Source organism: Streptomyces sp. NPDC048462, from assembly GCF_043200175.1.
Taxonomy (GTDB): domain Bacteria; phylum Actinomycetota; class Actinomycetes; order Streptomycetales; family Streptomycetaceae; genus Streptomyces.
This window is the reverse complement of the sequence record NZ_JBICXG010000003.1, coordinates 22,230-40,245: the sequence shown is the minus strand read 5'-3', so window position 1 is coordinate 40,245 and position 18,016 is coordinate 22,230. Positions and strand designations below refer to the sequence as shown.

The 18,016-nt window shown below is 72.5% G+C and carries 11 protein-coding genes and 2 pseudogenes; 6 read left to right on the top strand and 7 right to left on the bottom strand.

Annotation, left to right across the window (positions count from 1 at the left end; all coding sequences use genetic code 11):
• Nucleotides 1-109: 109 nt before the first annotated feature.
• On the bottom strand, nt 110-607 hold the full coding sequence (locus ACGFU6_RS06275) for a MarR family winged helix-turn-helix transcriptional regulator (RefSeq protein WP_393608434.1): 498 nt from the start codon (nt 605-607) through the stop codon (nt 110-112).
• A 63-nt stretch (nt 608-670) separates the two neighbouring features.
• On the opposite strand from ACGFU6_RS06275, the gene ACGFU6_RS06270 reads away from it, so the two are divergent.
• Nucleotides 671-1,039 (top strand): VOC family protein, encoded by a 369-nt coding sequence (locus tag ACGFU6_RS06270; RefSeq protein WP_393608433.1) that lies wholly within the window; start codon nt 671-673, stop codon nt 1,037-1,039.
• A 58-nt stretch (nt 1,040-1,097) separates the two neighbouring features.
• Here the strand turns inward: ACGFU6_RS06270 and ACGFU6_RS06265 are convergent.
• Nucleotides 1,098-1,893: pseudogene (locus tag ACGFU6_RS06265) on the bottom strand (SDR family NAD(P)-dependent oxidoreductase).
• Nucleotides 1,894-2,192: 299 nt separating this feature from the next.
• On the opposite strand from ACGFU6_RS06265, the gene ACGFU6_RS06260 reads away from it, so the two are divergent.
• On the top strand, nt 2,193-2,459 hold the full coding sequence (locus ACGFU6_RS06260; protein WP_393608431.1) for a hypothetical protein: 267 nt from the start codon (nt 2,193-2,195) through the stop codon (nt 2,457-2,459).
• Nucleotides 2,460-2,595: 136 nt separating this feature from the next.
• On the opposite strand, the pseudogene ACGFU6_RS06255 reads toward ACGFU6_RS06260, so the two are convergent.
• The 4 genes and pseudogenes from ACGFU6_RS06255 to ACGFU6_RS06240 all read right to left on the bottom strand — a co-directional run.
• Nucleotides 2,596-2,739, bottom strand: a pseudogene (locus ACGFU6_RS06255) (transcriptional regulator); the annotation flags it as partial.
• Nucleotides 2,740-2,791: 52 nt separating this feature from the next.
• Nucleotides 2,792-3,355, bottom strand: coding sequence for a hypothetical protein (locus tag ACGFU6_RS06250; protein WP_393608429.1), 564 nt, complete (start codon nt 3,353-3,355; stop codon nt 2,792-2,794).
• Nucleotides 3,356-3,555: 200 nt separating this feature from the next.
• Nucleotides 3,556-4,413 (bottom strand): ABC transporter permease, encoded by an 858-nt coding sequence (locus ACGFU6_RS06245; RefSeq protein ID WP_393608428.1) that lies wholly within the window; start codon nt 4,411-4,413, stop codon nt 3,556-3,558.
• The gene (locus ACGFU6_RS06240; RefSeq protein ID WP_393608426.1) at nt 4,410-5,024 is read right to left on the bottom strand and encodes an ABC transporter ATP-binding protein; all 615 of its coding nucleotides are present in this window, start codon (nt 5,022-5,024) and stop codon (nt 4,410-4,412) included. The genes ACGFU6_RS06245 and ACGFU6_RS06240 overlap by 4 nt, the downstream gene beginning before the upstream one ends.
• Before the next feature lie 315 nt (nt 5,025-5,339).
• Here ACGFU6_RS06240 and ACGFU6_RS06235 point away from each other — a divergent pair, with 315 nt between their 5' ends.
• Nucleotides 5,340-6,713, top strand: coding sequence for a flavin-containing monooxygenase (locus tag ACGFU6_RS06235; RefSeq protein WP_393608425.1), 1,374 nt, complete (start codon nt 5,340-5,342; stop codon nt 6,711-6,713).
• 39 nt (nt 6,714-6,752) lie between these two features.
• Here ACGFU6_RS06235 and ACGFU6_RS06230 read toward each other — a convergent pair whose 3' ends face one another.
• Nucleotides 6,753-7,892 carry a wax ester/triacylglycerol synthase domain-containing protein gene (locus ACGFU6_RS06230; RefSeq protein WP_393608423.1) on the bottom strand — a complete coding sequence of 380 codons (1,140 nt, stop codon included), beginning with the start codon at nt 7,890-7,892 and terminating at the stop codon, nt 6,753-6,755.
• A 1,095-nt stretch (nt 7,893-8,987) separates the two neighbouring features.
• Between ACGFU6_RS06230 and ACGFU6_RS06225 the strand changes: the two genes are divergently transcribed.
• The 3 genes from ACGFU6_RS06225 to ACGFU6_RS06215 are packed head-to-tail and all read left to right on the top strand — an operon-like array spanning nt 8,988 to nt 18,010.
• Complete coding sequence (locus tag ACGFU6_RS06225) at nt 8,988-10,196, top strand: SDR family oxidoreductase (RefSeq protein ID WP_393608421.1); 1,209 nt, start codon at nt 8,988-8,990, stop codon at nt 10,194-10,196.
• 33 nt (nt 10,197-10,229) lie between these two features.
• Nucleotides 10,230-11,813 carry a PfaD family polyunsaturated fatty acid/polyketide biosynthesis protein gene (locus ACGFU6_RS06220; protein ID WP_393608420.1) on the top strand — a complete coding sequence of 528 codons (1,584 nt, stop codon included), beginning with the start codon at nt 10,230-10,232 and terminating at the stop codon, nt 11,811-11,813.
• A 56-nt stretch (nt 11,814-11,869) separates the two neighbouring features.
• Complete coding sequence (locus ACGFU6_RS06215; protein WP_393608418.1) at nt 11,870-18,010, top strand: SDR family NAD(P)-dependent oxidoreductase; 6,141 nt, start codon at nt 11,870-11,872, stop codon at nt 18,008-18,010.
• Nucleotides 18,011-18,016: the final 6 nt, after the last annotated feature.

Sequence of the window (18,016 nt, the reverse complement as noted above, 5' to 3'; positions counted from 1 at the left end):
TTCGCCAGGTGCGCCAGGTGCGCCACTGCCGTCCACGACCGGGCCGGCGTCCGGGCACTCGACATCACGGTGAAGCGGAGCACCCCGTGCGCCTCGTTCGAGGATCTGCTCAGTGCGGCGTCACGGCGCTCACGTCACCGGCGCCGTCGCCGCCGTCGCCTCCCCCTTCGCGCAGGGAATGGATCATGCTCCGCAGGATCCGGAACGCCGCCGCCTGCTCGGTCTCGGTCATGCCGGCCATCATTCTGACCTCGACGGACCGGACAGCTGCGGTCGCCTTCTCCAGGCTCCGCCGGCCACGAGGAGTGAGCCGAGCGGGAAGGATCTTCCCGACACGCGCTTCCGCAGGCCTGGTTACGCAGCCATCCCGCTCAAGGGTCTGCAGCAGCACGTTCATCGACTGCCGAGTGACGAACGCGCGCCGCGCCAGCTCGGAGTTCGACAAGCCCGGCCGCTGAGCCAGCAGTTCGAGGCAGGAATAGTGCGTCACGGTCATCCCGAGCGGCCGCAGTACCTCCTCCATGGCCACGCGCAGGGCACTCGAGGCCTCTTTCAGCAGGTAGCCCAGCGATTTGTCCAGGTCGATGCCGACACCGTTTTGACTCATGTCAGCAGTCTGACATACGCTGGTTCGTGTCAGGATACTGACACAACCGGAAGGAGTACCGTCATGCCCGCCACCGGCCCCGACTTCATCTCGCTCCAGGTACACGACCTCGATGCCTCGCAGGCGTTCTACGAGCAGCACCTCGGCCTGGTCCGCTCACAGGCCGGGCCTCCGCACGCTGTCGTCTTCGAGACGAAGCCGATCGCGTTCGCGCTCCGTGACATCGTTCTCGGCACCGATCTCGCAGCCGTCGCCCAGCCCGGCATCGGTGCCGCCATCTGGCTCCACGCCACCGACATCCAGGCCATCCACGATGCGCTCGTCGCCGACGGCCACACCATCACCTCCGCGCCGATCGACGGCCCCTTCGGCCGGACATTCACCTTCGCCGACCCCGACGGCTACCGGATCACCCTCCACGACCGCGCCTGACAGGACGAACGCTCCGGCCGGGAGGAGCCATGAGGGCCGCACGTCCCGGTCGCAGCGGTCACGGCAGGATCGAGTCCACGTAGCCGCCGTCCACCCGCAGGGCCCCACCAGTGGTCGCGGAGGCGAACGACGAGGCCAGGTAGACGACCATGTGGGCGATCTCCGCCGGCTCGATGAGGCGCTGGAGCAGCGACTGCGGCCGGTGCCTGCGCATGAACTCCCGTTGCGCCTCGTCCCACGGAAGGTCCTTGTCGACCAGCTCGTAGACGAAGTCCTCGACCCCACCGGTGTGCGTCGGACCGGCGATGACGGAGTTGACCGTCACGCCGGTGCCCGCGGCGTCCTTCGCGAAGCCACGGGCGACGGCCAGCAGTGCCGTCTTGGACACGCCGTAGTGGATCATCTCCGCCGGGATGACCACCGCCGAGTCGCTGGCGGATGTACTGCACCCGCCCCCATCCGTTCTCCTTCATACCCGGCAGATACGCCCGGGTCATACGGATCGCGGCCAGGACGTTGACCTCGAAGTAGCGACGCCAGTCGTCGTCACTGATCTCCAGCGCAGGCTGGGCGCCGAAGATGCCGAGATTGTTGACGAGGATGTCGGCACGCGGCAGCGCGTCGCGCACCTGACGGGCACCCTCGTCGGTGGCGATGTCGCCCGGCGCGGCGACGAACTCCGCCTCGGGACATTGTTCGCGCAGCCGCTCGATGGCGGCGGCCACCGAATCGGCACTGCGGCCGTTGACCGCGACGCGGGCGCCCGCACCCGCGAGGCCGGCGGCGATCGCCGCGCCGATTCCCTGCGTGGAGCCGGTGACCAGAGCTGATTTTCCGGAGAGATTGACGAGCATGGAAGTCGCCTTCCCTGGATGAATCAGGATCAATCAGGGTTAATCATTTTCAATCGTCCGAGCCATGTCGATTTATTGCCTCACCGGCCCTCACCGGCCCCTCGCGCACCCCGCGTGGCGCCACGGCCGCCTCGCTGCCGCCATTGCGCCCCAGGCGTGCGCACCGAGGGCGGTGAATCGTGCCGGCGGTTCTTCGAATGAACTCAAGTCAATGTGTTCATAAGGAAGTTCGGGGCAACTGAGCAACAAGCCGGTCACCGCCGGACCAGGCCTCAGGCCGATCGACAAAGGAGTGGGTCATGACGACGCAGTACGGCAATCACCAGACTGGCCAGCAGCCCCACGGCGCACCGCGGCCTGCGACGACCGGCAACGTACTGAGCATCATCGCCATCGTGGCCGGAGTGATCTCACTCCTCTTCCTGCCGATCGTCTTCGGTGTGGTCGGCCTGATCCTGGCCATCGTCGCCAAGACCGTCCGGCACGAGCGGCTCGCGGTCATCGCCATCGTGGTCAGTGCCGTGGGCCTGGTCGGCGGCATGATCCTCGGAGCCGCTCTGGCCTGACCAACACCCGGGCCCGAGGATCGGGCCCGACGTGGATCGACTTCCTCGGCCGGTTGTCGCCCGCCACTAATGGTGGCGCGCGACAACCGGCCGAGGCCGTGCCCGCCCGGGTCGCGGGAGTGGCGGCCACCGTCGGTCACGGACCGGCCGGCGCCCCCTCCGCGGGCGTCACCGGGGCGTCGCGGACCCCCATCCGCAGATGCTCGACGCGGTACAGCCCTTAGTCGAGGAGTTCGGCCACGTGGTTGTCGTACAGGGCGTGGACGATCGAGCGCCCATGGCCGGTGCGGGAGCACGGGACCGGTCCGCCCCGGGCTCCCGTACCGCGGCGGCTACCAGCCGGCCTTCACCCCGTTGTAGGCCGTCCGGCAGTCCGCGTTGGTGGCATCGGCGGCGAGCTTCTCCATGGAGTTCTTCCAGACCTTCTTGGCCACCTTCTCCATGTCACGGGTCGCGGCGGGCACGTTCGGGGCGTACTTCTTGATCGTCCCGATCGAGGATTTGGCGAACTTGTTGCAGACGGGCGCCGCGGCGTTCCGATAGCGGGTGTCCAGCTCCCCCGCGACCGCCTGGCCGTTGTTGGTCGCCCAGGTGTTCCAGGCCGCGCACGCCGCCTCCGTGAAGACCGCCTGGTCGGCCTCGCTCAAACCCAGCACTTCGCCCAGCATGGTGTTCTTGGCCTTGTCCGGGACCGTGAAGTCCACGACGGGGAACTTGTCCATGGTTTCGAGCAGCGCCTCCTGACACGCCGGCGGCAGCGGGGCCGCCTGCGCGGCGGCCGGAGCGGCAGCGCGGGTGGTGGGCTCGGCCACGGCGCTGGAGGAGACGGTCAGCGCGGAGGCGGACAGGAGAGCAGCGGTCAGGACGGTGCGCCGGACGGTACGCGAAAGAGTCATGGGGGTAGTGCTCCTTGCACGGAAGGGTCTGTCGGTCCGGGCACCGTTTCGGCGCCCGACGGCTACTGAACGATCACCGCATCCCGCAGGTCACGGGCCCTTTCGGTGGGACAGCCAGTGGCACAAAGGGGCGTCGGGCGTCCGTGCGACGAGAGGGTCCGGGGGCCCGTCGGTGATCAGGTGATCGAGTGATCCGGCGCTCAGGTGGGCTGTGCGCGCTCCGCCGAGGAGAGCGGCTCAGGGGCGCTCTCGGCGCCCGCGCGCTCGGTGGGAGCCGGGACCCACGGCCGCCTCTCCGGCGGCAGCGCGTTCCCGGTCCGCCTGCGGAAGACCAGGAACCCGGCCGAGGCCGCACCGAGGAGCCAGAGGCACTGGATCACGAGGCCCTGGACGGCGGAGGCGTCGGAGAACGCCGCCGACATGCCGGCCTGCACGGCTCCGTAGGTCGGCAGGAAGCGCACCACCGCACTGTCGGACCCTGAGCTGGAGAGCGGGTTCTGCAGGGCGACATCGAGGATGCTGATCATCAGAATGGCGAACATGCCCTCCACCTCCCGGCGGAGTACCGATCCGAAGACCACGCCGAGCGCGCCGTACGTCATCGCGGCGCAGAACAGCGCGGCCGCGAGCAGGAGTGGCTGTCGCGGCGGCCAGGAGAACCCGACGGCGACCGTGGCGTACCCGGCGATCGCGGCACAGACCAGCGTGAGCGCGGCGAGCTTCGCGAGGACGAGGTGGTAGCGGGGGTAGCCGGCCATCGCGAGCCGCCGGTCGAAGGCGCCTCCGGTGAAGGTGGCCGCGAACATCATGAATCCGGCGATCAGCGTGACCGCGTTCAGCGCACCGGTGATCTGGGTCAGGTGGTTGCCGGGCGGGGACAGCACCTCGCCGGTGGCCCGGAGCCGGAACGGGGCGAGCCGGTCGGGGATGGTCACATAGGCGAGGCCGATCCATACGGGGATGTAGACGACCACCAGCAGCATCGCGAACCGGTTGCGTGCGTGCCCGATCAACGCGTAGCGCGACGCGGTGCTGAACAGGGACCAGTGCCGCCTCATGCCACTGCCTCCGCCCGCGGTTCCCGGCAGTGCAGGCGCCCGTTCTCCAGGCGCCAGAGCAGGTCGAGCCGGTCGATGTCGTACGCCAGGTGGGAGACGACCAGCACCGAGCGCCCGGCGTCGCGCAGTTCGGTCGCCAGCTCCCAGAAACGCAGGTACGTCTCCCAGTCGAATCCCTGGTAGGGCTCGTCCAGGAGCAGCACGTCGGGATCGTGCATGAGGGCGAGGGTCAGGTTCAGCTTCTGCCGGGAACCCCCGCTGAGCAGGCCCGCACGCTGGTCGAGGTACTCGGTGAAGCCGAGGACCTCCATCACCTCCTCGGCCCGTCGCAGATCCGCAAGTCCGAACGCGCTCCTGAAGAAGTCGAGGTGCTGGCGGACGGTGAAGGCATCGTCCAGGACCACGGACTGCGGGCAGTAGCCGAACCTGCCCCGGTGGCGCACCGAGCCTCGGCCGGGCCGGAGTTCACCGGAGACGATCTTCAGCAGGGTCGTCTTGCCCGAGCCGTTCTCCCCGACGATTCCGGCGAGGGTGCCGGGCCGCAGCCGAAGGTCGACGCCCCGCAGAACGGTGTGCCGGCGGTAGGCGTGGTGCACATCTGTGACGTCCATCGTGTCGCTCCGTCGTGCCGGGCCCGGCTGGTGGCCGCGGAAATCGTCCGCGTCCAGCCGGTGTACGGGAATCCGGCGGCCGGTCGCTCGGTGGCGCGTCCGGTCCGCCCGTGCCCAACGAGCGGGCCGAGCAGCGGAAACGGTGCCGGGAGAGCGCCTGTTCCGCGCCGTCAACCCCGTGCACGAGGTGTCATCCGCGCGACGGGTCCACCGCTGAAGACCGGTGCCCGAAGCGGCGGGGTGGCTAGCGTGACCCGCTCCGGAGTGACGCGATCGGTGCCGATGAAGGGTCAGTCAGCCATGCGGAGAACGTGTGTGATCGGAGCGGGCCCTTCCGGTCTGGCCGCGAGCAAGGTCCTCGCCTCGCGCGGTGTTCCGTTCGACTGCTTCGAGGCCGGTTCGGGCATCGGCGGGCTCTGGCGGTACGGGAACGACAACGGCATGTCGGGGGTGTACGCGTCGCTGCACACGAACATCTCGAAGGAGAGCATGTCGTTCTCCTCGCTGGCGATGCCGGACACCTACCCGGTCTTCCCGCACCACAGCAAGGTCCTCGCCTACCTGGAGGACTACTCCGCGGCCTTCGGCCTGCACCGCCGCATCACGTTCGGTACGGAGGTCACCTCGGTGCGGCCGCTGGCCGACGGCGGCTGGGAGGTCACCCACCGGCGCCGCGGGGACACGGCAGCTGAGGTGGAGGCGCGGCGGTACACCGAAGTGGTGGTGGCCAACGGGCACCACTGGAACCCCCGCCTCCCCGACCCCGCCGTGCCGGGGGCCGAGGAGTTCGAGGGGTCCGCCCTCCACTCGCACGACTACCGCACCCCGGAGGCGTACGCCGGCCGCCGGGTCCTGGTGATCGGCATGGGCAACTCGGCGTGCGAGATCGCGGCGGAGATCTCCCGGACGGCGGCGCGGACGTTCCTCTCCGCACGCGAGGCGACGCACGTGTTCCCCAAGATGCTGCTCGGCCGGCCGGCGGACCACCTGGTGTGGAGCCCGCTGTCCCGCATCCCGCGCTTCCTCAAGGGCCCGGCGATGGCGCTTCTCCTGCGCCTGACCCGCGGTGCCCCGGCCCAGTACGGGCTGGCCGAACCGGTCCGTGGGCCCCTCGCCGCCCACCCCTCCACCTCGGACGAACTCCTCGTCCAGCTGGCCAGGGGCGCGGTCACTCCCAAGCCCGGCGTCAGCTCGTTCGGCCGGGGCACGGCAACCTTCACGGACGGCAGTCAGGAGCCCGTGGACGCGGTGGTGTACGCCACCGGGTACTCCATCTCCTTCCCCTTCCTGGACCCCGGTGTCTTCGCGGCCCGGGGCGGCCGCACGGAGCTCTATCTGCGCACGGTGCCGCCCCGGCTCCCGGGCCTCTACTTCATGGGGCTCGCCCAGCCTGCGGGTGAGGCGTTCCAGTTGCTCGAACCACAGGCGGAATGGGTCGCCGGCCTGATCACGGGAACGATGGCCCTGCCGTCACCGCAGAACATGACGCGGGCGATCATCCGCGAGGCGCGGCAGCACGGGAGGGCCTATGCACCCACCTACCGCCACGGCATCGAAATCGATGTCCGCTCCTACCACCGGGCCCTTCGCCGGGAGCTCCGGGCGGGCGCACGCCGAGCACGCGGGGGCGTCCCACCCGTGTCCGCGCCGGCCGCTGCCGGTCCCGTCCCGGTAGCGGAGGGCGGGTGACCCGTTTTGCCGCGAACCCCACAAGGTGCCCGGCGGCGCTCAGACCAGTGTCGAGATCTCCTCCAGCTCACGCACGGCCCGCTCCCACAGCTCCGGCAGCGACTCCCCGAGCGGGAGGGCGCCGTCGACCACGACGGACACCTCTGCCCAGTCGCCGAAGAACGACAGTCCCACGCCGAAAAGGTGTCCGGGCACGAGCAGGGGCAACAGGGCGGTGCCCGTCACCTGCGTCTCCCCCAGGCTCCCCTTCCCGGCCAGTGGCATGGATGTGGCCATGACGTTGGTGACGCGTGGGGAGAGCACGCGTCGCAAGTACCACTCGGTGGGGCGGCCCGGCATGAAGCGGACGAGGTCCTGAATGGCCTGCCGCCATGCCTCGCCCCGCAACTTCCGCGTCCTCGCCATCACATGGTCCAGTCGCCGCAGTGAGACGTCACCGGCGCCGGGCTCGTCCGGATCCTTCGATGCGGTCCCCACCGGCAGCTCCATCGGCACCGCGAAGCAGCGGTTCCCCCACGTCTGGTCCTCGTCGGGGCGGCGTGCGTCGATGGGCAGCAGGGCCGTCACCCGGGGCAGAGCAATCCCTGAGCGGGCCGACCACACGGTCAACGCCCCGGCGAGCGCGGCAAGATGCACATCGTGGGCCGAGCCGCCCCGCGCGGCGCCGATCCGGCGGAGGGTGTCGGCCGGAACCCGCCCCCGCGCCAGCCGCCGCTCCCCGGAGGGGGTGAAGACGGCGTCCGGGCGGTGTCCCCGTACGGCGAGTGAGCCCGCCGCGAACCTGATGGCGAGCCCGACGGCCGCACCCACCCGCCGGGGCACTGCGGCCCGGTGGCTCCGGCCGGGTACCGGACGCGCCGAGGGCTCCCCTTCGCCCAGGATGGCGCGGAAGGTCATGGCGGCGGCGGAACCGTCCTGGCAGGCGTGGTGGAAGCGGTAGCAGACGGCGTATGCGTCCGGTTCGTGCCCGTGGATCAGCCACATCCCCCACAGGGCTCCGGGCTCGAACGGGGCGTTGAGCGCGGTGTGCAGGGCACCGTCCCAGGCGGCGGGGCCATCGGCGGCCACCTCGTGCACATGCCGGGCGATGTCGAATGCCGCGTCCGGCTGCCACTGGGGCCGCCGGCCGCCCTCGGCCCTGCTCGTGTGCAGGGGCAGCCCGCCCAGACGGAAGCCCACAAACGCTCGAAAGTCCGCCAGGGCAGGGGGCGGCCCGCTGAGGTAGGCGACACCGCCACCGTCCCAGCGGACATCGGGCCGCCGGCGCCCCAGGTTGAGGAACGCACGGTCGACCGAGTGCGTGGGATGGCGGCGGGGTGGGGAAACGAACGGGGCAGAAGCGGCGGACGGCTCGGGCTGAGCAGGCTCGGCGGATTCAGTGGGCTCAGTGGACTGTTCAAGACCGGACATGGGGTTTCGGAGCTCCGATTCTGGCCGAAGGCCACGACAGATCAGGTCAGGGCAGGGCGACCGCTCGGCCACAGCTGGGCGACAGCACCGGCGGCAGAAGAGAACAGGTCATGCGTGCACGAGCGGGCGGGCTGCAGGAGGCCGCCGCACCTGCGGCCGTCGCCCGCAGCACAAAGCTGGCCGGACCGGCATGACAACAGAATGACCACCGTCCGGAGCCGGCTCCCTCCGGCGTCCGAACCCCCCATCCGCCCCGGTAACCCGGTTCCGGCCGGCGCCGGGCCGGTCGCCCGTATCCGCACGCAGGCATCCGGGGACCCGGTTCCCGTGCCGTGACCGGCCTGCCGCACCGCGCCACCCGCAGCCGCCGACGACGCGGCTGCCCCGGCACGCGCGTCCGGGGCACCCGGCCGATCCATGATCCTCACCGGCAGGTTCGCCCGAAAGGAGGACGGGTCTCGGACCGTGCCCGTACGGCTCCGCACATGTCCCGTCGGCGTATTCGACGAGGCAGCCGGGAGGGCGGTGAAACCCCTCCGGATCGGACGGCTCGCACGGTTCCCGGTGTGGCGTACTTCGTTCGGGTGAGCAGGGGGAATCGAGGCGGGCAGCCCGCCCACCGTCTGACATTGTGTGCCGTGCGCCGGAGGTCACCGGGCCGGGGCGAGCCCGGGGGAACCCTGTCCGGACAGGGCACACCGGACCGGTCGCACCGTGCGACGCGCCCGCCAGTGGCACCCCGCCTCGCAGGACGGCCAGCGGCATCCCGCTCTGCCGGCACCCGGTCGCCGTAACGGCGGTGCCCCTGCCCCTCCGCACCCGGTCGCGGGACCGCCCCTTCTCACCGCCCTTGGAGCCACGCTCGTGCACGTCGCCCTCACCGGCGCCACCGGATTTCTCGGACTGCGCCTGTTACGTCGCCTGCTCGGCACACACCCGACAGTGACGGTCCTGGCCCACGCCGGATCGGACGACGCCCTGCTCCGCATCACCCGGTACTTCGAACTGACGGGCTCGCCCGAGGCGTTCATCGCCGAACTCCCGCGCCGGCTGCGCGTGGTGGAGACCGACCTCGCACAGCACCGCCTGGGGCTGTCCGGACGGGCCTTCCAGGAACTGGCCGACGGTCTGGGCACGATCTGGCACAGTGCGGGCAGCATCAATCTGGAGGGTGATCTCCCCGAGCTGCGCCACATCAACGTCGAAGGCACGCGTCACGTGCTGGAGTTGGCGGCAGCCGGACGCCGGACACCTCTGCTCCGCCACGTGAGCACCGCGTTCGTCGCCGGGTCCCGGCGGGACGGAGTGGCGTACGAGGACGAGCTGGAGGATGCCTGCGGCTTCGAGAACGCCTACGAACGGTCCAAGTACGAGGCGGAGCTGCTGGTACACGCGTGGTCCCGCAAGCACGGCCGCCCGGCCCTGGTCCTGCGGCCGAGCATCCTGGTCACCGATCTGCCGCCGCACCCCGAACTGCCCTCGCATCCGCTGCTGGTCATCGAGCGGATCCTGCGGGACGCCCGGTGTGCCGCAGAACTCGCAGAGCCCTCGGCGCCCCGAGAGCCCGCAGAGGCCGCCCAGCCCGCACAACCCGCTGGGCACGGGCCCGGTCCGGGCGGCCGGCCCCTCGTCCGGACGGTGGGGCACCCGGACGGCCGGCTGAACCTGCTGCAGGTCGATCACGCGGCCGAGGTCATGGTGCGGCTGGCAGGGCTGACGCCATCGGGCGGCGTCGACACCTACCACGTCGTCCACGACCGCGATGTGCCCGTACCGGCGGTCGTGACGTTGCTGGAGCGGCTGGTCCCGCTCTCGATCGACCTGGTCGCCGCCAAGCCGGAGACACCGTCGGCGCTGGAGGCCCTGCTGGACTTCTATCCGGGCATGACGGCCTACCTCGCCCACCGGCGGCGGTTCGACGACACCCGGGTCAGGACCCGGCTCGGGCCGACGGCGGCGTCGGCCCCGGTGAGCCTCGACTACCTCTGGTCCGGTCTGGCCCCGAGAGGCAGGCCCCTCGCCCCGGCGCCTCGCCCCGCCCCGGCCGTCCTTCCGTCCGCCCGGTACGCCTGACCAGCAGACGTCCTCTTCCGTTGGAGCCCTTGCGTGTCCGTCCTCGCCCTCCCCGACGCCTCCGCCGCGTCCCCGCCGGTCTTCTCGCCCGAGGGGATCACGGCCCGTGCCCGGCAGATCCGCAGACCGGTCCACGTCGTCAGTTCGCCGGACGGCCGTGAGCTGGGGCTCGCGACCGGTCCGGTACCCGGCGGCACGGTGCTCGGTACGCTGCCGCCGCTGTACCCGGAGTGGCTCGGCGGCCGTACCTTCTGCGAGGCGCACGGCGTCCGATTCCCCTATGTCGCGGGCGAGATGGCGAACGGCATCGCGACCACCCGGATGGTCGCGGCGATGGCGCACGCCGAGATGCTCGGCTTCTTCGGGGCGGGTGGGCTGGCCTACCCCGAGGTGGAGCGGTCCGTGCACGCGCTCGCGCGGGAGCTGGACTCCCGCGACAACTGGGGCGTCAACCTCATCCACTCCCCGGCCGAGCCGGAACTCGAGTTCCGCGTGGCCGAGTTGCTGGTGGGCGCCGGAGTCCCCCGGATCTCCGCCTCGGCGTTCATGGAGCTGACTCCGGCGGTCGTGCTCTGCTCCGCGCACGGGCTGCGCCGGGACGCGGCGGGCGCCGTCGTCCGGCGCACACGGCTGCTCGCCAAGGTCTCCAGGCCCGAGGTGGCCGAGCGGTTCCTCTCCCCCGCCCCGCGCGTGCTCCTTGACCATCTCGTCGCGCGGGGGAAGCTGACCCGGCAGGAGGCCGATCTGGCGGCCCTGGTGCCGGTGGCCGAGGACATCACGGTGGAGGCGGACAGCGGCGGGCACACCGACAACCGGCCACTGCAGGCCCTGCTGCCGAGGATCGCGGCCCTGCGCGACGAGCTGTGCCGCCGGTTCGGCTACCCCCGGCCGGTCCGCCTGGGCGCGGCGGGCGGCCTCGGCACACCGGACGCGGTGGCCGCCGCGTTCGCGCTCGGCGCGTCCTACGTCGTCACCGGGTCGGTGAACCAGACGGCCATCGAGGCGGGCCTGTCCGACGAGGCCAAGGCGATGCTCTGCGACGCCGACATCGCCGATGTGGCCATGGCCCCCGCGGCCGACATGTTCGAGCTGGGCGTGAAGCTGCAGGTCCTGGCCCGAGGCACGATGTTCGCCCAGCGGGCCGCCCGGCTCCACGCCGCTTACCGGGCCCACGGTTCGCTGGAGGAGATTCCGCCCGCGCTGCGGGCCCCGATCGAACGCGACGTGCTGCGTGCCCCGTTCGACGAGGTCTGGCAGCGCACGCGCGCGTTCTGGGAGCAGCGCGATCCTGGGGAGATCGCCCGTGCGCAGGCCGACCCGAAGCACCGCATGGCCCTGGTCTTCCGCTGGTACCTGGGGAGTTCCAGCCGGTGGGCGATCACCGGTGAGGCCTCGCGGCGGGCCGACTACCAGATCTGGTGCGGTCCGGCGATGGGCGCGTTCAACCGGTGGGTGGCCGGGACGTTCCTGGCCGAGCCGGCGAACCGGTCCGTGGTGCAGATCGCGCTCAACCTGCTCGAAGGGGCCGCGGTACTCACCCGCGCCCATCAACTGCGCACCTACGGAGTGCCCTTGACGGCCGAGGCGTTCAGCTACCCGCCGCGCGAGCTGGCGTGAGCGGGGCCGGCGCCGACGCGGCGTCAGCAGGGACAGCCCGACCCGGAGGAGAGAACGTGCCCGCCGCACCCCACCGCCAGGTCCCCGTCGCAGTGGTCGGCGTCGGGGCCCTCGCGCCCGGCGCGACGGACGCGGCCGGCTACTGGCGGATCGTGACCGGTGGCCGCGACCTGATGACCGAGGTGCCCGCCTCGCGCTGGAGCGTGGCGGACCACTACGACCCGGACCCGGCCGCGCCCGACAAGACGTACGCCCGCCGGGGCGCCTTCCTCCCCGAGGTGGACTTCGACCCGATGGCCTACGGGGTTCCCCCCGCCAATCTGCCGACGACGGACACCTCCCAGCTGCTCGCCCTGATGGTCGCCGACCAAGTGCTGAAGGACGCCGGCGGTCTGGACCGGGTCGACCGGGACCGGACCGGGGTCGTCCTCGGCGCCGCCGCGCTGGAACTGCTTCCGCACATGTACGGGCGCGCCCAGCGCCCGGTGTGGCTCGCGGCGCTGCGGGAGGGCGGACTCGGTGAGACCGAGGCACAGACCGTGTGCGACCGCATCTCGTCCCGCTTCGCACCGTGGCGGGAATCCACCTTCCCCGGGCTGCTGGGCAATGTCGTAGCCGGCCGGATCGCCAACCGGTTCGATCTGCATGGCATCAACCACACCACCGACGCCGCCTGTGCCAGTTCCCTGGCGGCCCTGTCCACGTCGGTGGCCGAGCTGTCCCTCGGGCGGGCCGACCTGGTGATCAGCGGAGGCGTGGACACCGGGAACGACATCGGCATGTTCCTGTGCTTCTCCAAGACACCCGCACTGTCCCCGAGCGGTGACTGCCGGCCGTTCTCGGCCGAGGCCGACGGCACCATGCTGGGCGAAGCCGTCGTCATGTACGCGTTGAAGCGGCTGTCCGACGCGGAACGGGACGGCGACCGGATCCACGCGGTGATCCGGGGCATCGGCACGTCGTCCGACGGCAGGAGCACGGCGATCTACGCCCCGCTCCCCGAGGGCCAGGCACGGGCGTTGCGACGGGCCTATGAGCAGGCGGGCTACGGGCCGGAGACCGTGGAGCTGGTGGAGGCGCACGGGACCGGCACGAAGGCCGGCGACACCGCCGAACTGGCCGCTCTCAGTGAGGTGTTCGGCGCGTCGGGCCGTGCGGACGGCCAGTGGTGCGCCATCGGATCGGTCAAGTCGCAGATCGGCCACACCAAGTGCGCCGCAGGCGCGGCGGGACTGCTCAAGGCCGTCATGGCCCTGCACCACAAGGTGCTGCCGCCGACCGTGAAGGTCGACCGGCCGAACCCGGCGGCCGCCGCTGCGGACGGCCCGTTCTACGTCAACACCGAGACCCGTCCGTGGGTCCGGCCCGCCGGGCATCCGCGCCGGGCGTCGGTGTCGAGCTTCGGGTTCGGCGGCAGCAACTTCCACGTCACGCTGGAGGAGTACGCGCCCCGGGGCGCCGGGGGCCGGACGGCTCTGCGCCACCGCTCCGCCCCGAGCGAGCTCTTCCTGTTCAGCGGCGACTCCCTGTCGGACCTCGTGGCGCCGAGTGCCGACGAGGACCGTCCGCCGGCCGCGTCGGCCAGGGAGAGCCACAGCTCCTTCTCGTCCGCCGCCCGGATGCGGCTGGCCGTCGTCGCCACGGATGTCGAGGACCTGCGGGAGAAGCACGCGCAGGCGGTCGCGCTGATCCGGCGGCAGCCCGGCGCCGCGTTCTCGACGCCCGCCGGTGTCCGGTACGCGTGCGGGGACGCCGGACCCGGCCGCATCGGCTTCCTGTTCCCGGGACAGGGGTCCCAGTACGTCGGGATGGGAGCCGGTCTCGCGATGCTGGCGCCGAGCGCGCAGGCCGTCTGGGACCGCCTCGGCGGCACCCGCTTCGACGGACTGCCCCTGCACCGGGCCGTGTTCCCGCCGCCTGCCTTCACCGACGGTGAGCGGGCGGCCCGGCGGGCCCTGCTGGATGCCACCGAGTGGGCGCAGCCCGCGCTGGCCGTGCACGCCCTCGCGCTTCTGGAGGTGGTGCGGGAGCTGGGGCTGCGGCCGGACTGCGTGGCCGGTCACAGCTTCGGCGAGCTGGTGGCGCTGCACTGCGCGGGTGTCATGGACGCCGGCTCGCTGGTGGATCTGGCCCGGCGCCGCGGTGAGCTGATGCGCGACGCGGCGGTCACCCCGGGCGGGATGCTGGCGGTGGCGGCGGACCGTTCGCACGTGGCCGGGGTACTGGCCGGCGGCGGGTTCGGTGACATCTGGCCGGCCAACCACAACTCCCCTCGCCAAGTCGTTCTTTCGGGGACGTCGGAGGCGATCGCGCGGGCCGAGGAGGCGCTGTCGGCCGACGGGACCGGAACCCGCCGGCTGGCGACTTCGACCGCCTTCCACAGCCCGCTCGTCCGGCCGGCCGTCGAGCCGCTCGCCGGGTATCTGCGCACGGTGCCTCTCACGGGGCCCCGGATCGAGGTCTACGGAAACGCGGACGCGGCGTCCTACCCGTCATCGCCCGACGAGGTGCGCGACCGGATCGCCGGCCATGTCGCCTCCCCGGTGCTCTTCCAGGACCAGATCGAGGCCATGTACGCGGCGGGCGTGCGGACCTTCGTCGAGGTCGGCGCCGGCGCCGCGCTGACCGGCCTGGTCGGACAGATCCTCGGCGACCGCGAACACGCGGCCGTTGCGCTGGACCGGCCGGCCCGGTCCGGCGCCGACACCCTGCACACCGCGCTCGGCGAACTCGCCGTACGCGGCGTCCCACTCGATCTCGACACCCTCTGGGCGCCGTACGCCCACGAGAGCCCAGCGAAGGAGCACGAGCCCCGAATGACCGTGAAGATCAGCGGAGCCAACTGCGGTCAGTTCCCTCCAGCCGGCGCCGCGTCCGCCGGACCGCCGCCCGCTCCGGCGGACGATCCCGGACGCGGGCCCGGGCCCGCCCCCGTACACGTATCCGCGTCCGACACCCCGGCGGCCCCCATGCCCGCGTACGTCCCCTCTCCGGCCCACGCCCCGCAGCCGTCGCAGGTCCCGGCCGCACCCACGCCGTGGCAGCCCGAGCCCGGACCGGCGTCGGAGGCCGGTGCTCCACAGGACTCCTGGGCCGGGGGCGGCGCCGACGGCAGCTGGTACGCCGCCGTCGAGAGCGTCCAGCGGCAGACGGCGCAGGCCCACGCGGCCTGCCAGCGCATGCTGACGGACAGCCATATCGCCTTCCTGCGGATGACCGAGACGACCCTGGCCGCGATGCTCGGCGTACCGCACCCGGGTGGGGCCGCTGACCTGCGCGCGGACACGGCCTCGGACACGCGCACCGGCGGAGACCTGGACGTGCCCGTCCCCCCGGCGCCGCTGCCGCTCCCCCGCTCCTCGTCACCACGACCCGTACCCGTACCGGCATCCGTGGCTTCGCCGGCCCCTTCGGTTCCTTCGGTTCCTTCGGTTCCTTCGGCTCAGGCCGTGGGGGTTGTTCAGGCAGCGGCGCCCGCCTCCGCACCGCCCGCCGCCCCCGCTCCGGACGAGGGCGCGACGCCGCTGTCGCCCTCGGAGCTGGAGGAGCTGCTGCTGTCCGTGGTGGCGCGGCTCACCGGCTACCCCACCGCCATGCTCAACATGGACATGGAGCTGGAGGCGGATCTGGGCGTCGACTCCATCAAGCGCGTCGAGATCCTCTCCGTCATGCGCCGCGAGGTGCCCGACGTCGGCGCGGGGGACATCAGCCGGCTCGGCAAGCTCCGTACGCTGCGCGAGATCGTCGACGCGCTCACCGACGGAGCCCCGCCCTCCGGGCCCACGGCACCGGAGGCCACCGAGCCCCCAGGGCCGCCCGGAATCACCGCAGTCACTGACATCAGCACGAACAGCACGGACACCGCAACCACCGAAGCCGCTGCCGGGGCATCCGCGCTGCCCGCCCCCCGCACCGGATCGGGCGAGCGGACGCCGCTGACGAGGCTGGTGCCCCTGACAGTGGATTCGCCGCCGTCCGGGCTGGCCACGGCCGGGCTGCTGGACGGTCCCGTCGTGGTGACCGGCGGCGGCACGGGCGGGTCCGCGATGGCCGGCCTCGTCGCGCGGAAGCTGACGGAACGGGGCGTGGACGCCACCGCCGCGGCGGAGGTGCCCGCGCAGGCGTACGGAGTCATCCATCTCGGCGCGCTCACGGCGGACACCACGCCGGACGGCGCGCGGGAGGTCCACCGGTCGGCGCTGCGGGCGGCGCGTGCGGTGTCGGCCGCACGGACGGCCGGGGGCGGCGGGCTGTTCGTGACCGTCCAGGACACCGGGGGCGACTTCGGGCTCGGCGGCGGCGAACCCGGCCGTGCGTGGCTGGGCGGGGTCGCGGGGCTGGCCCGGACGGCGGCGAAGGAGTGGCCGGACGCCTCGGTCAAGGTCATCGACTGCCAACGGGGCGGCCGGGACGACGAGGAGGTCGCCGCGGCGATCGTGCGGGAGCTGTTCGAGGGCGGCGCCGACCCGGAGGCGGGCCTGCGGGCGGACGGCACCCGTAGCCTTCTGCGGCTGGTACCCGGGCGGGTGACGCCCGGCGGCGCACCGAGGATCTCCTCCGATTCGGTGATCGTGGCCACCGGAGGGGCGCGCGGGGTGACCGCGGCCGCACTGCTCGACCTGGCCAGGACCCACCGTCCGCGGATCGTGCTGCTCGGCAGGACCGAACCGGCCGCCGAACCCGCCGGACTGGCGACGGCGACCGACGAACCGGCCCTCACCCGGCTGCTGGCTGAACGCTCCACCCCGGACACGGCGGACATCTCGCCCGCCCGGATCGTGGAGCGGGCCCGGGAGATCCTGGCCGCGCGCGAGGTGCGGGCGACCGTGGCGGGGCTGGAGGCCGCAGGGTCGCCCGTCCGGTACATCCGGGTGGACGCCCGTGACGGTGACGCCCTCGCCGCCGCCCTGCGCGACGTACGCGAGACGTGGGGGCCGGTCACCGGGATCGTGCACGGCGCGGGGGTCCTGGCCGACCGGCGGATCGCCGACAAGACCGACGAACAGGCCGAGTCGGTGATGTCCACCAAGGTGGACAGTCTGCGGGCGTTGCTGGCGGCGACGGCGGACGACCCGCTGGACACGATCTGCCTCTTCTCCTCGGTGGCCGCCGTGTTCGGCAATCCGGGGCAGAGCGACTACGCGATGGCCAACGAGGTCCTCCATCAGGTCGCGTCGGCCGAGCAGGCCCGCCGTCCCGGGTGTCTGGTGCGGTGCGTGGCCTGGGGCCCCTGGCAGGGCGGCATGGTCACCCCGGCGCTGGCCGCGCACTTCGGCCGCTCCGGAGTGCCGCTCATCGCCCTGGACCAGGGCGCCTCGGCCTTCACCGCCGAGCTGGACGGCGCCGCCGGTGAGGCCCGCGTCGTGCTGACCGCCGGGGACGGCCCGGCCGCGCTGTCCCCGGCGGGTGAACCGAGGCGGGCACAGTTGCTCGTCCCCTCCGACACCCTTCCGCAGCTGGCCGACCACGCGCCCGCCGGTGTTCCCGTGCTGCCCGTCGCCCTGGTCCTGAACTGGTTCGCGGCCGCGGCCACGGCCTGGCTGCCGGATGCCGGGCAGCTGGTTCTGCGCGATCTGCGGGTCTACCGGACGTACTCCCTGCCCGGACTTCCGGGCGAGGGACACCGGATCACCCTGCTCGGCAGCCGGGGCGCACCCGGTGCGTTCCCGGAGCTGGAGGCGGAGCTGCTGGGCGAGGACGGCCAGGCGCACTTCCGGGCGGTCCTGGACGCCGGGGACGGGGAGCCCGACGCTGCCGGCTGGGACACCCCGGAGGGCCTGAAGCCGCTCTCCCGGGCCGAGTCGTACGACGGGAAGGTGCTCTTCCACGGTCCCCGGTTCCAGGTACTGCGCTCGGTGCGCGGCGTCTCGGAGCACGGCGCCGAGGCGACCGTCGCGGGTCTGCGCGCCCTGGACTGGGCCGGTGAGCACTGGCCGCTCGATCCGGCCGCCGTGGACGGCGCGCTGCAACTCGCCCTGCTCTGGGGCGAGGAGGTGCTCGGAGCGGCGACGCTGCCGATGGCCGTCGCCGAGTGCCGGGTGCACCGGCGCGGCCCGGTCGACGGCACCGTGCGGTGTGTGGTGCGGGGCCGGAAGGCGCACGACACGGGGGCGCGCTGCGACGCGGCGCTCATCGACGCGGACGGGTCCGTCCGGCTGGAACTGATCGGTGTCGAACTCGTCCGCCGCCCCTCCTGACCGCAC

Coding starts and splice junctions, on each gene's coding strand:
- ACGFU6_RS06275 (WP_393608434.1), bottom strand. CDS start 607: ATGAGTCAAAACGGTGTCGGCATCGACCTGGACAAATCGCTGGGCTAC.
- ACGFU6_RS06270 (WP_393608433.1), top strand. CDS start 671: ATGCCCGCCACCGGCCCCGACTTCATCTCGCTCCAGGTACACGACCTC.
- ACGFU6_RS06260 (WP_393608431.1), top strand. CDS start 2,193: ATGACGACGCAGTACGGCAATCACCAGACTGGCCAGCAGCCCCACGGC.
- ACGFU6_RS06250 (WP_393608429.1), bottom strand. CDS start 3,355: ATGACTCTTTCGCGTACCGTCCGGCGCACCGTCCTGACCGCTGCTCTC.
- ACGFU6_RS06245 (WP_393608428.1), bottom strand. CDS start 4,413: ATGAGGCGGCACTGGTCCCTGTTCAGCACCGCGTCGCGCTACGCGTTG.
- ACGFU6_RS06240 (WP_393608426.1), bottom strand. CDS start 5,024: ATGGACGTCACAGATGTGCACCACGCCTACCGCCGGCACACCGTTCTG.